The 13,767-nt window shown below is 72.5% G+C and carries 8 protein-coding genes; 2 read left to right on the plus strand and 6 right to left on the minus strand.

The window, feature by feature from the left end:
• The 4 genes from OG963_RS24485 to OG963_RS24500 all read right to left on the minus strand — a co-directional run bounded on the left by OG963_RS24485 (position 1) and on the right by OG963_RS24500 (position 5,481).
• Positions 1-1,602, minus strand: coding sequence for a PrsW family intramembrane metalloprotease (locus OG963_RS24485; RefSeq protein WP_371799454.1), 1,602 nt, complete (start codon positions 1,600-1,602; stop codon positions 1-3).
• Between the two features lie 90 nt (positions 1,603-1,692).
• Positions 1,693-2,502, minus strand: coding sequence for a tRNA (guanosine(46)-N7)-methyltransferase TrmB (gene trmB / locus OG963_RS24490; RefSeq protein ID WP_234322222.1), 810 nt, complete (start codon positions 2,500-2,502; stop codon positions 1,693-1,695).
• A complete protein-coding gene (lhgO, locus tag OG963_RS24495) occupies positions 2,495-3,751 on the minus strand; it encodes an L-2-hydroxyglutarate oxidase (protein ID WP_093774086.1) in 1,257 nt (418 codons plus the stop codon). Before lhgO ends, trmB begins: the two co-directional genes overlap by 8 nt.
• A 161-nt stretch (positions 3,752-3,912) precedes the next feature.
• A complete protein-coding gene (locus tag OG963_RS24500; protein ID WP_371799455.1) occupies positions 3,913-5,481 on the minus strand; it encodes a sporulation protein in 1,569 nt (522 codons plus the stop codon).
• Positions 5,482-6,587: 1,106 nt separating this feature from the next.
• On the opposite strand from OG963_RS24500, the gene OG963_RS24505 reads away from it, so the two are divergent.
• Positions 6,588-8,699 (plus strand): asparagine synthase-related protein, encoded by a 2,112-nt coding sequence (locus tag OG963_RS24505; protein WP_030929581.1) that lies wholly within the window; start codon positions 6,588-6,590, stop codon positions 8,697-8,699.
• Positions 8,700-8,748: 49 nt separating this feature from the next.
• On the opposite strand, the gene OG963_RS24510 is transcribed toward OG963_RS24505, so the two are convergent.
• Positions 8,749-10,740: a sigma-70 family RNA polymerase sigma factor gene (locus OG963_RS24510; RefSeq protein WP_371799456.1), complete on the minus strand. Its 1,992-nt coding sequence runs from the start codon at positions 10,738-10,740 to the stop codon at positions 8,749-8,751.
• A gap of 377 nt (positions 10,741-11,117) precedes the next feature.
• On the minus strand, positions 11,118-11,999 hold the full coding sequence (locus OG963_RS24515; protein ID WP_093774090.1) for a TetR/AcrR family transcriptional regulator: 882 nt from the start codon (positions 11,997-11,999) through the stop codon (positions 11,118-11,120).
• Positions 12,000-12,338: 339 nt separating this feature from the next.
• On the opposite strand from OG963_RS24515, the gene OG963_RS24520 reads away from it, so the two are divergent.
• Positions 12,339-13,745 carry an NAD(P)/FAD-dependent oxidoreductase gene (locus OG963_RS24520; RefSeq protein WP_051878980.1) on the plus strand — a complete coding sequence of 469 codons (1,407 nt, stop codon included), beginning with the start codon at positions 12,339-12,341 and terminating at the stop codon, positions 13,743-13,745.
• Positions 13,746-13,767 lie beyond the last annotated feature (22 nt).

Here is a 13,767-nt window from a genome sequence, read left to right on the forward strand (position 1 = left end):
TCACCGGGAGCGCGGGGGCGGGACGTTGCCGTACGGCGGCCGGGCATACGGCTGTTGGGCGTGGGGTGCCAGATACGGGTTCGGGAGGTAGCCGCCGTACTGCGGGTGCGGGGCCGGCCCCGCAGGTATGTACCGGGGGCGCAGGCGGCCCGTCGCCTGCGCCGCGTACGTCAGCGCGGGTCCTGCCACCTCCCTGCGCTGCCAGAGGTGGTGCAGCAGCTCCAGCTCGCGCGCCACGAAGTCCGGGTCCGCGGCCCCGCGGCGGGCCTGACGGCGCAGGAACGCCAGCGACGTCGCGAACGACTCGTACTCTGCGACCGCACGGGCCGCCGCTCTGCCGCGCGCCCTGGCCTGCGCCTTGGCATGACTGCGGACCTGCGCCACGACCCTGTTGCTGCCGTACGCTGGCGAGTGGGCCGGTGGCGGGCCGGGCACGGGACAGCCGTAGCCGGGGCTCGTGTACGGCGCTCCGTACGGGGTGCTGTACGCGTTCGTGCTTCCGCAGGCACTCGCGTGCCGGTGGCGCGCCATGTCCCGGGCCATGCCGCGGGCCCGCATCGAGGAGAGCGCGAGCGGCTCGGCCGGGGTGAGCCAGCCGGCCGCCGCATAGACGGGCAGCTCGGTGGCCAGGGTCCGCAGCTCCCGCTGGCGCGACCAGATCACCAGCCAGGTGACCAGCCCGAAGACCGGGACCATGAACGCCCCGTACACGACATAGAAGCCGTACGGACCGAACGACCCCGAGCCGTTCCACAGGGCGTGCATGCCCATCGCGAGGATCAGCCCGAGCAGGGGCAGCAGGATCCGGCGGATGCGGTGGCGACGTGCGCAGAGCGCGGCGAATCCGAAGCCCAGGCCGGTCAGCACGGTGAAGAGGGGATGCGCGAACGGCGTCATCACGGCACGTACGAAGAACGTCGCGGCCGTCACCGACGCGAAGCCCGACGTGCCGATCTGCTGGTCCTCGCCGAAGGCATTGCCCAGATAGAGGATGTTCTCGGTGAAGGCGAAGCCCGTCGCGGTGAAGCCCGCGATGACGACGCCGTCGAGGATGCCGCTGAAGTGGCGCCTCCGGAAGAGGAAGATCAGCAGGAGGGCCGCGGCCTTCGCGCTCTCCTCGACCACCGGTGCTATCACCGTGGCGCCGAGAGTGTCCGCGCCCGCCGGGTCGGCGGTGGCCGTCGCGATCCAGCGGGTCGCGAACGAATTCGCGATGATGGCGACCAGGGCGGCGGCGCACGCACCCCAGGCGAAAGCGAACAGCAGATTCCGCCAGGACCACGGCTCGACCCGGTCCAGCCAGCGGAACGCCGCCATCAGCAGCGGTACCGGCAGTACGGCGAGGCCCAGACCGACCAGGAACCCCTCCGTACCCGTCTGATCGCGGACCAGGGCGAGGATCACCAGTCCGCAGAGAGCCAGCACCGTGAAGACCGCACCGGCACGGAACGTCTTGCTCCGCCAGACCAGGCCGACCCGGCGCGGCCGGTAGCGCCACTGGCCCCGCTCCGGGACGGCCGCCAGGATCTCGCCGACCCGCTGCTCCTGGAGAAGCGGGACGGCCGGCTGCGACTGCTTCTGCTGCACAGACCCGTCGGACACCCGATGACCCTAACGAGCGGGACCGACAACTGACCATGGGGCGACGGGGGACGCGCACCGACCCCGTAGGGAAATCCGCAGTTCAGCGGCTCAGTGGCGGGTGAACAGCAGGTCGTGCACGACATGGCCCTTGTCCAGGCCCTGTCCCTCGAACCGGGTCAGCGGCCGGAACGCGGGCCGCGGTGCGTAGCCGCCGTCCGCCTGGGTGTTCTCGAAGCGGGGGTGCGCGGTCAGCACCTCCAGCATCTGCTCGGCGTACGGCTCCCAGTCGGTCGCACAGTGCAGCACGGCCCCCGGCTTCAGCCGCTGCGCCACCAGATCGAGGAACTCCGGCTGGATCAGCCGCCGCTTGTGGTGGCGCTTCTTGGGCCACGGGTCGGGGAAGTACACCCGCAGCCCGTCGAGCGAGTCCGGCGGCAGCATCTCGCGCAGCAGGATGATCGCGTCACCGTTGGCGACCCGGATGTTGGACAGTCCGTTCCGGTCCGCGAGACCGAGCAGGTTGCCCTGGCCCGGTGTGTGCACATCGACGGCGAGTATGCCGGTACCCAGGTCGTCGGCCGCCATCTGCGCGGTGGCCTCACCCATCCCGAAGCCGATCTCCAGCACGACCGGGAGCCCGTCGAACAGCTCCGGCAGGTCGAGGACCGACTGTCCGTCGATGTCCAGACCCCACTTCGGCCAGAGCCGCTGCAGAGCGTCCTCCTGGCCGGGTGTGACACGGCTGCGGCGCGGCTGGAAACTACGGATCCGGCGCTCGTGGTGCGAACCGGCCGGATCGGCGGCGGGCCCGCCGGGGAAGCGCGGCTCCTGACGCAGCCTGCGCTGCCGCTCGAAGGCGGCGGCACGCAGATCGTGGGACTCGTCGGTCTCGGGGGCGGGATTCAAGGACTCAGACACAATGCCCCGATTCTACGGCGGGCGGCTTCCATCCTGTCCCGCGTGCCCGGAGCAGCGCCCTGCGTGCCACCTCCCGCCCGATGGGCAGCGAGGCCGTGGCGGCGGGCGACGGAGCGTTCAGCACGTGCACGGTGTGCGGGGCCTCGCGGATCAGGAAGTCGTCCACCAGCGTGCCGTCGCGCAGCACCGCCTGGGCCCTGACGCCGGCCGCGGCGGGACGCAGATCGTCCTCGGTGACCTCGGGCAGCAGCCGCCGCACCGCCGCCGTGAACGCGCGCTTCGACAGCGAACGGTGCACCTCTCCCGCCCCGTACCGCCAGTGCCTGCGCGCGATCCGCCAGGAGCCGGGCCAGGCCAGCGTGTCCATGAGCTCGTTCGGGCGTACGACCGGCCAGCCGTACCCCTCGCGGGCCAGCGCCGGCACCGCGTTCGGCCCGACGTGGACGCTGCCGTCGTGGCCCCGGGTCAGATGCACCCCGAGGAACGGGAACGCCGGGTCGGGGACCGGGTAGACCAGGCCGCGCACCAGCTCCGGCCTGGCCAGCTCGTAGTACTCCCCGCGGAAGGGCACGATCCGCATGCCCGGGTCGTCGCCCGCGAGGAGCGCCACCCGGTCGCTCTGCAGCCCCGCGCAGTTGACCAGGACCCGTGCCCGCACCACCCGTCCGTCCGCCGTCCGCACCGCCACACCCCACGGGCGGCGGTCGATCGCCGTGACCTCCGCCCCGAACCGGATCAGCCCACCCGCGCCACGCACCTCGGCCGCGAACCGCTCGGTCACCGCCTTGAAGTCGCACACCCCGGTCGTCCCGACCCGGATCGCCGCGAGCCCGCGCACCTGCGGCTCGTACTCCGTGATCTGCGCAGGTCCCAGCTCCCGCACCGGCAGCCCGTGATTCCGGCCGCGCTGCACCAGCGCGTGCAGCCGGGGCAGCTCGGACCGTTCGGTCGCGACGATCAGCTTGCCGGTCACCGCATGCGGAATGCCGTGCTCCGCGCAGAAGTCGACCATCTCCGCGGCGCCGCGGACCGCATAGCGGGCCTTCAGCGAGCCAGGACGGTAGTAGATACCGCTGTGGATCACGCCGCTGTTGCGCCCCGTCTGATGGCGCGCCGGGCCCCATTCCTTCTCCAGCACCGTCACCCGCGTGCCCGGAGCGGTCCGCGTGATCGCATACGCCGTCGACAGGCCGACGATCCCGCCGCCGATCACCAGCACATCGCAGTCGTACGCCGCGTGCGTCATCATCACGCCACCTCCCACCCCGATAGTGCACTGACCCACTGACAACGCACTCAAACCACCGGAGCCCAGCGTGGCGCCGAGATTTCGGCCGGCGGCCGCCTGCGCGTCGCCCGGAGGACTCCGCGAAGGCATCCGAGGAGGCGGGCGCCGCCCGGGGGTGGCCGCTACGCGGGCGCCACCAGCAGCGGTCGCGCCCGCTCACGCAGCTCGGCGACGCGCGGCTCGTCCCCGTACGGTTCGAGGCGATGCAGCAGGTCCCGTACGTACTCGGTGGTCCGCGCCGACGAGATGCGGCCGGCCACCTCCACCGCCCGGGTGCCCGCCGCGCACGCCGCGTCGAGGTTGCCCGACTCCAGCTCGGCGACGGCCGAGACCACCAGCCGCAGCCCGTGCGAGCGGACGAACTCCTCGGTGGGCCGGGACAGCGCCTGTTCGGTGAAGCGCCGCACCTGCCGGGGTGCCTTCAGATCGCGGTAGCACTCCGCGGCGTCGGCGGCGAACCTGTCGTACGAGTAGAAGCCCAGCCACGACGGGTCCGCGTCGCCGTCCCGGGACCGCTCCAGCCAGCTCTCGGCGGCCTTGAGCGCCGCCCCTGCGGCCGGTGCGTCGCTCGCCTTCGCGTGGGCCCGCGCCTCGACCAGGCGGAAGAAACTCATGGTGCGGGCGGTGGCGAGCCCGCGGTTGCGTTCGACGGCGGCCTGCGCAAGGTCGACCCCCTCGTCGGCGAAGCCGCGATAGGTCGCCTGCAGTGACATCGAGGCGAGGACATAGCCGCCGAGCGGTACGTCGGCGGCGGCCCGGGCCAGCCGCAGCGCCTGGATGTAGTACCGCTGCGCGGCTTCCTGCTGGCCGGTGTCGAATGCCATCCACCCGGCGAGTCTGGTCAGCTCGGCGGCGGCGCCGAAGAGCGCCCGGCCCACCTCGTCGCTGTACGAACCGAGGAGCAGTGGCGCCGCGTCCACCCGTAAGCACTCCGGGACCATGGAGGAGCGCCAGTCGCCGCCGCCGTACTTGGAGTCCCAGCGGCGCGCGTCCTGGGCCGCCTCGCGCAGCTTGGTCACGTCGCTGTGGCCGACCCGGAGCGGCGAGATGTCGGTCATGGAGTCGGGCCCCGGCTGTCCGGGAAGGGCGGGCGCACCCGGCGTTCCCGGTGCGCCCGCCGTGCTCGGAACGCCCGGTGCCGCGCCTGCTGATGCGCCCCGTTGTGCGCCCGGCGCACTCTGCGTGCCGAGGATCGCCGCCTCCGCGGCCGACGAGTCGCGTGCCACCGACGCGTCGGCGGGGGATATCAGCCAGCGGGACGCGGGTGTCGCATACGCACTGACCGAGAACGAGCCCGCGAGCGACTGCCAGATCCCGCCGCCGCCCGCCCGCCGTCCGGCCAGATCCAGCCGATACAACTCGGTCGCCGAACGCACCGCCTCACCCACATCGCGTGGGAAGGCGAGGCCGACCTCCGGCGCCGGATCGGCGTCCGCGAGCCCGATCTCGTGCAGCGGGACCGGGCGGCCGAGTTTGGCGCCGATCGCCGCGGCGATGAGATGGGGCGCGGCGCCCTGAGGCACCATGCCCTTGGAAACCCATCTCGCCACCGAGGTCTTGTCGTAGCGAAGTGTCAGACCGCGCTGCGCCCCGAGGTCGTTGACCCGCCGGGCGAGCCCGGCGTTGCTGATTCCCGCGAGGGCGAGAACGGTTCCGAGCTTCTCGTTCGGCCCGCGTTGCTCCCTGGACATGCGCCACCCCTCGACACACAGACGGCCGCCGCGTCACCCGTCGAGGCGCGCGGCATTCGTACCGTGTCCTCCCCAGGGACGGACCCCGGCACTCCGGCCGCACAGGCATGTGGCCGAGCCCCGAGGAATATGCCTCCTGCCGAGAACCTCAGTGAACCCAGCGTAGTTCGCCGCATCCCTACCGTTAAGGGGCAGACGTCCGTATGGCGGGATTGTTGCCCGTGCGGAGGGTCGCGGACCGACGGTGGAGGGAGCGCGACGGGACGGAGGGGAGGCGGAAAGGTACGAGTGGCGGGAGGGGGGCAGGAGGCGGACGGCCGGCGGACACGAGGCGGACGGGGAGCGAGCCCGCCGTGACGATCCGGTCGCCCTGCGGACCTGCCGGAATGCCGCTCCGGACCCTGCGGGGTGAGCTCCCCTCGTGCTCCTGCTGTGTGGCCGTGCGCCCGGCCGTGCGCTGTTGTCCGGCCGTCGAGGGAGCGCTTCCATGGGTGCTGCGTGGGTCGGCCCACTGCACTGGACTCAGTGGGCTGGGGGATACTGCCGCCTCATTCCCCGCAGGCGGCGGACCGGTCCGGGAGGCGAACCGCGTCTCCCGGACCGTGCGTGGAGCCGATGGACAGCCGGTGGCGGAACCGGTGCGGATTCGACCCCACAGCCTTGCCCCAGAACGGCATATAGCGAGGCATTATGTGCGCAGTCCGCCGTGCCCGGTGGTCGAAGACCCCTCCGAGAATGGCTGAATGACGTCGCTCGGTCGGGATTGGTCGGAGCGATTCGCGGACACTCGAAGGGCTGTTGGCGGGCAGGTCGGAGGCTGGCCTGATTTCACCCGGTACGGTCCGGGTTCGGCGGGGGAACGCAACACCCGGAACCTTTGAGTCCGTTGCCGCTTGATCCGCCACGCCGTCCGCGCTGCCGGAGTCGGCGCCCGCCACCTGCCCTCCGGCCTTTGCCAGGGGCGCATGCGCTTCCGACGTGCGCCGTCCGCAGCCACTCCTGCGCGCCGTTGTCGTGGCAGCATGTTCGCAACGGCGCTGCATGCTCCCGCAGTTCTCCCGACATGTTCCGGCGCGCCGTTTTGTCCACAGCCTGTGGAGGCGGCGATGCGTTGGTTGGTGGGGTGGAGCAGTATCGCCGCGAGTTTCGGCACGGTCGGGGCGGTCGGCGCAGGTGACGAGGGGCGCACGGTGCACCCCGTGGGGTCCCAGCTCCTGTGGGGCGACCCGGATCCGCTCTGGGCCGTCGGCGACTGGCGGCCCGACGAGATCCGGATCAGCACCCTGGAGACCGCCGAGGGCACACCCACCGCCCGCCTCGCCGTCCTCGGCTGCTGCGGCGCCACCGACGAACAGCTCCGGCTCGGCCTCCTTGCCGCCCGCGGCGGGGCGCTGCGCCATCTCACCGCCTGGGCGGGCAGTTACACGGCCGTCGTCCAGATAGGCCGACGGGTGACCGTCGTCGGGGACCTCGCCGGAGCCCGCCCGGTCTTCTACACACCGTGGGCCGGCGGCACGGCGTACGCGACAGCCGCACTCCCCCTCGCCGACCTGATCGAGGCGCAGCTGGACATCGGCCACCTGGCCGCGCTGCTCGCCTGCCCCGAGACACCGGAGGCGCTGCGCGACGGCACTCCGTACGTGGGGGTGAAGCGCATCCCGCCGGGGCACGCGCTCATCCTCCGCGAGGGCTCGCGCGAGATCACCGGGTACGAACCGGTGGCCTCCCTCGCCGTTGCGGCGCCCCAACTCGACCCGGTGAGCGCCGTGGACGGGGTGCGCGATGCGCTGGTCGAAGCGGTGCGCGCCAGGCTCACGGCCCCACGCCACGCCCCCGAGTCCCTGCCGCCCGACCCGGGCCCGGTCCCCGGCATGGGTCCTGCCGAACGCCGCGCCGCCCGTGGCGCACCCGTCCCCGGCATCGGCGCCGATCTTTCCGGAGGCAGTGCCTCCGCCACCCTTGCCCTGCTCGCCGCGGGGCTGCCGGGGCTGCCGGGCACGCTCCTCGGGCACGGCACGGGAGCGGGCGAGCGGCTGCTCGCCGTCACGTTCAACGACCTCACCACCCGCGATCACGAGGACGAACTCGAACGCGCCGCGGTCATCGCCGCCAACCCGCGCCTGCACCACGTCGTCGTCGCCGCCGGCGAGGAGGCCCTGCCCTACGCCGACCTGGGTAGTGGCCCGCTCACCGACGAACCGGCCGCATCCCTCGTCGTCGCCGAACGCCACCGCCGCCGGCTCGCCGCGGGCAGCGCCGACCACTTCGTCGGGGACGGCGCACGGCAGGTCCTCGACGCCCACCCGGCCCGTCTCGCCGACCTCCTGATGGACCGGCGCCGCCGCCACCTCCTGCGCCCGGTCGCCGCCCTGGCCAGAGCCGAACGGCCGTCGGCGCACTCGTTGTTCGTCCCGCTGACCGTCTACCGCGCCGCCCGCCGCCTGGCCCGTACGTCCTACCGCACCGGCCTCGAAGCGGCGGCCGACCGCCTCCCGGACGCCAATCGCCACACCCCCGGCCTCGACACCCCTGCCGACGCCTCGCTCGCCGCGCTCACCTGGTCGCGGCCCGGCCCGGCCGCACGCTGGCTGACGGGGGAGGCGCTCGCCGAAGTGTCGGTTCGTCTGCAGGAGGCGGCGATCCGCCCCACCTCCGTGCAACGCCCCGGTGAGGCGCGCGCCCGGGCCGCGCTCGCCCGGCACGCCGCCGACCACCGGGTCCTGGAGCAGGCCGCCGAGATCCGCAGCCAGCGGCTGCACGCCCCGTTCCTCGACAACCAGGTGGTGCGCGCCGCCCGCGCCCTGCCCGAATCGCTGCGGGTCCAGCCCGGCGCCCGCGCCGCGATCCTGCGCCGGGTCCTCGCCGGTGCCGGCATCCATGAACTGCCGGCGGGCTGGGGCACCCCCTCCCAGGCCACCTCGACCGCGGTCAGCCGCACCGGCCTGCGCACCGCGCTCCCCGACCTGATCGCGCTCTTCGACGCTCCGCTGCTCGCCGACGCGGGCCTGATCGAGGCCCGGGTCGTGCGGAAGGCACTGCGCGCGGCCTCCGAGGGCGAACCACTGCCCCTGGACGGCCTTGCCGATCTGGCCGCCACGGAACTCTGGCTCCGCCGCCTCGTCTCGCGCCGCGGCACCTGCTGGACAGGTACGGCGGCCCCCCGACAGCGCGCGGTGGCGGGCGGAGTGGCCCCGGCGCGACGCACCCTGCAACGCTGACGGCCGGCCGCCGCCGTCACCCACCACCCGCCCCCGAACCGGCCTGGCCTCAGCCGCAGCTGATTCTCGACTCCGCCCAGTCGGCCAGCGCCACCCCGCCGAACGGCGTGTGCGGTTCGACGACGAGCCGGATCCGCTGTTGTCCCGCGATAGCGAGGCTCACCGGCACGGGCGGATGGTCGCCGTTCATCACCGGGGAGCGCCACAGCCGTGCCCCGGCACCGTTGAACACGGAGAAGCGCACCGAGCCGAGCCCCCGTGTCAGATCGTCGACGCCGACCATCGCCTCGTAACGGCTGCACGGCCGGTTCAGCTCGACGGTGACCGAGGAACTGCTCCGCACGGTCACCCCGTGCGCGTACCGCGTACCGCCGGTGGACATACCGGAGCGCCGCCAGACCCAACTGCTCCCCCCCGTCCTCACCTCGGGCTCGGTGTGATCGCCGAGAAGGGAGTAGCGCAACTCGCTGACCTGGTAGACGGTCGGCGGCGCGGGAGGTGGCGGGGCAGGCGTGGCCGGCGCGGACGGCGTGGGCTCCGGCGGTACGGGGACCGGCGGTTTCGGCTCGGGCGTGGGCTCGGCCGTGGGTGTGGGGGCAGGCGTGGAAATAGTCGTCGGGGGGTTCGGGGACGGAGTGTGAGCAGCCGCCGGCGGCGCGGGAGCGCTCGGCGGCTCGGGCGTGGGTGTCGGCTTCGACGGTGCGGGCGACGGCACCGCGGGCGCCACCACCGGAGGCCTGGCCGCGGGCCTGGCCTCCGGCTTCGGCGACTCGGCACCGAGCAGCGCCCACACCAGACCGGCCGCGGCCGCGACGGCCACCGTTGCCGCGATCCCGACCTTGACCGGTACACCCAGACCTTCCGAGGCCGCCGCGCCACCGGCCGAGCTGCCCGACGAACTCCCGCCCGTCGCCGCCGCGGCACCCGCACCCGCCGCACCCGCGGCGCCACCCGCCACTATCCCGGCGGTCTTGAGCGCGTACCCGGCGGCGAACCAGCCGATGACCGCGACCGGAAGCAGCGCCGGAATCCCGGCGTTGACATGGGCCAGTTCGCCCACGGCGACCCGGCACTTCGCGCACTCGTCCAGATGCTTGCGCAGCCCGCGCTCGGCCCGGATCCGCAGCCCGCCCCGGGCATACGCGCCGAGCCGGTCCGCATAGCGGGCACAGTCGACGCCGGAAGTGAGCGACTGGCTGACATGCGCCTGCAGATACGCCTGCTTCAGCCCTTCGCGGGCCCGGCTGGCCAGCACCGCCGTGGCGTTGGCGGTGAGCCCGAACAGCGGCGCGATCTCGCTCGGTGACTCCTCCTCGACGGTGGTGTGCCACAGCACCGCCTGCCAGCGCTCCGGCAGACTGCGGAACGCCTTCATGGCCATCGACTGCTCGGCCACGTGCATCGCCAGGACGTCGGCGCCGAGATCCAGCGTGTCCGCGTCCGACACCTCGGAGAAGCCGGCCGCCTGCGCGGCGAATACCGCGAAATCGTCGACCAGTTGCTCACGTTTCGCCGTCTTTGTCCAAGCGGCTGCGATGTGCCGGACGGCCGTCATCAGATACGCGCGTACGGCTTCCTCGGGCCCCTTACCGCCCCGTACCGCCTGCAGGGTGCGGGCGAAGACCTCGGCGGTCAGGTCGTCGGCGGTATGGGCGTCCCGGCAGCAGCTCCGCGCGTAACGACGCACACTGCCCGAGTGGCGCCGGAACAGCTCCTCGTACGCGAGATCGTCGCCGGCCCGCATCTGCAGGATCAACTGAGCGTCGGACCGGGCGAGTGCGGCGGTGCCGGAGCCACTGCCACCTGCTCGCTGCATCGGTACGGCGGCTTCGCCGCCGATCCCGCCGTCCGGCTCCGCCGGCCCGCTGCCGACGGGCGGCCAGGGGCCGGGCAGCACATTGCCGCCTCCGACGTCCTCGCCCGACCGCTCGGGGCCGGCCTGACTCGGCACCTGCCGGGCGGGCGTCCCGCCGGCCTCCGTGCCACCGCCCACGGTCGAGGTGCCGTCGAACGGCTCTTCCTGCTGCCCGTCACCGCTCATCGCGGAAGCCCCCGTATGCACCTTCGGACCCGAACACCGGGCAAGAGTGTCACATGGCGCAATGGCGACGGTCGTTCAGTTCCCGCAACCACTCATCCGGGGCGTTCTACCGAAAGCGAGCACTAACAACCACTCGAACAGGGAAGGAACAACGCGTTCGGGAGGCGGGTGAGTTGTCGAGCGCGACCCTGCGCACAGGAACCACGCCGACCCCCCACACCGTCCTCACCCGCCTGAAGCGGCGCCCTCACAGAGCCGAAGACCTCACGCGCACAGCAGCCCGCCCGGTGGATCCGCGGATCGCGCCGGAGTACGGACCCGGCCCGCCGGAGCACGCGCGGAGCGGTGGCCTCGCCCGAGTGGCCCGAACAGCCCGCTCACGCCGGGCGTGAGCGCAGCCCCTCCAGCAGGATGTCCAGCAGCCGGGCCGAAGCGGCGGCCTGCTGAGCCGCGTCCGGCAGCGAGGGTGCCGCCGTGGCGATGACGAGAAGCACGTCCGCCACCGTCACGTCGTGGCGCAGTTCACCCGCCGCCCGTGCCCGGTCCACCAGCCGGCCCACAACCTCCAGCAGCTCGGCCGCGCCCGTGTCGTCGTCCGCGAGCCCGTCCTCGTCGGCGGAGCGCCCACCGACGACCCGGAGGTCCGCCTGCGCCACTCCCTGTCGCTGGTGAGGCACCCGAACCTCGTCCCGGACATCACCGGAGCCGGATCCCTGACCCAGGACCGCGTCCTGTACAGCCGACGGCTCCCCGACGACTGTCGAGTCGTCCACATCGACGCCGACCCGCAGCACCTGCGGTGGCAGCAGACGACCCGCGCCCGAGGCCACGGACGTACGCAGGAAGCGCGAGAGCGCCGACCACGGCTCGTCCTCCTGCCCCAGTGCGGTGCGCGCCTGGTCGGTCAGCCGGGAGGTCTCCTCCTCGGCTATCCGGCGCACCAGCACGTCCTTGCTCGGGAACCGCCGGTACACCGTGCCGACCCCGACCCGGGCGCGGCGCGCCACGTCCTCCATCGGGGCCCCGTATCCCAGCTCGCCGAACACCTCGCGCGCGGCCCGCAGCACATGCTCGAGATTGCGCTGTGCATCCACGCGCAGCGGCGCCGAGCGGGCGCCGCCGCCGGACCCGACCGTGGTTCCCACCGCACTTCCCGCTCCGGCGGAACCCACCGAGCCGACTGTCCCCACTGCGCCGATTCGCCCGTTTCCGTCGGACGAGACAGCAGCAGTCTGCCAATGCGATTCCTGAATGTGCATAACTTTTCCCCCGGTTATGACGTCTCCCCCCGGAGACTCCCGCCGTGTCAGCCGGGGAGTGGATCATCATCCCAACCCGACACCCCGACGACATACGAACATAGTTGAGCCCGGGTCAATTCAGAAGGGGGTAGTTCCGCACGGAGCGCCCCCCGATCGGAGCAAGGACCGGTTGGTTCCCGTTTCCACCCCACCCCGACACCGCCGCTGCAACGTCTGACCTGCGCGCCTTCCGTACACCCGGAGGGATCAACGACACCGGCCCCAGGAAAACCTCCGGTCACACAATTTGCCGGGGCTGTGGACAAATATCGGAGCACGTTGCGTCATGGGGAGGTGATGGCTTCAGATTCCCGGGGGACGCCCCCCGGCCCGCCGCCGGGTGAGCGCATTCTCGTCATCGGCGGCGGCTACGTCGGGATGTACACAGCGCTGCGTCTCCAGCGGAAGCTGAAGCAGAGACTCAAGTCCGGCGAGACCGAGATCGTCGTCGTCACGCCCGACCCCTATATGACGTATCAGCCGTTCCTGCCCGAAGCCGCGGCCGGCTCGATCTCGCCGCGCCATGTCGTCGTGCCGCTCCGCCGCGTCCTTGACCACTGCACCATCGTCATCGGGGAGGCGCGGCAGATCGACCACGCCAAGCGCACCGCGACCGTCACCACGCTCGCCAGCGGTGAGGACGGCACGGGCGCCATGGAGATCCCGTACGACGAGATCGTCATCGCGCCCGGCTCGGTCTCGCGCACCCTCCCGGTCCCCGGCCTCGCCGACCACGGCATCGGCTTCAAGACCATCGAGGAGGCCATCGGCCTGCGCAACCACGTCATCGAGCAGATGGACATCGCCTCCGCCACCCGCGACCCTGCCATCCGCGACGCCGCCCTGACCTTCGTCTTCGTCGGCGGCGGCTACGCGGGCGTGGAGGCACTCGCCGAGCTCGAGGACATGGCCCGCTACACCGCCCGCTACTACCACAACATCAAGGCCGAGGACCTGAAATGGATCCTCGTCGAGGCCTCCGACCGGATCCTTCCCGAAGTCGGTGCCGCGATGGGCACGTACGCCATCCGGGAGCTGCGCGGCCGCAACATCGACGTACGTCTCGGCACCCGGCTGGACTCCTGTGAGGACCGGGTCGCCGTCCTCAGCGACGGCTCCCGCTTCCCGACCCGCACACTCGTGTGGACGGCGGGCGTCAAGCCCGCCCCGGTCCTTGCCGCCACCGACCTGCCGATCGACGAACGCGGCAGGCTCAGGTGCACGGCGCAGCTCACCGTCGAGGGCGCCGAACATGCCTGGGCCGCCGGGGACGCCGCGGCTGTCCCCGATCTGACCGCGGAGGAACCGGGCAAGGAGACCGCCCCCAACGCACAGCACGCGGTGCGTCAGGCCAAGGTCCTCGCCGAGAACATCCTCGCGGCGATCAGCGGCGAACCGCTCAAGGAGTACCGGCACAGCTACGCGGGCTCCGTCGCCTCGCTCGGCCTCCACAAGGGCGTCGCCCATGTCTACGGGCGCAAGCTCAAGGGCTATCCGGCCTGGCTGATGCACCGTACGTACCACCTAAGCCGGGTGCCGACGTTCAACCGGAAGGCCCGCGTCCTTGCGGAGTGGACCCTCGCCGGACTCTTCAAGCGCGAGATCGTCTCCCTAGGCTCACTGGAACACCCGCGCGCCGAATTCGAACTCGCCGCGGGGGGAAGACGTGCCGACGGCGACGGCCCGCCGAAGAAGGATGGCTGACTGTCAGTACGGTCGGTCACAC

Source organism: Streptomyces sp. NBC_01707, assembly GCF_041438805.1.
GTDB lineage: Bacteria > Actinomycetota > Actinomycetes > Streptomycetales > Streptomycetaceae > Streptomyces.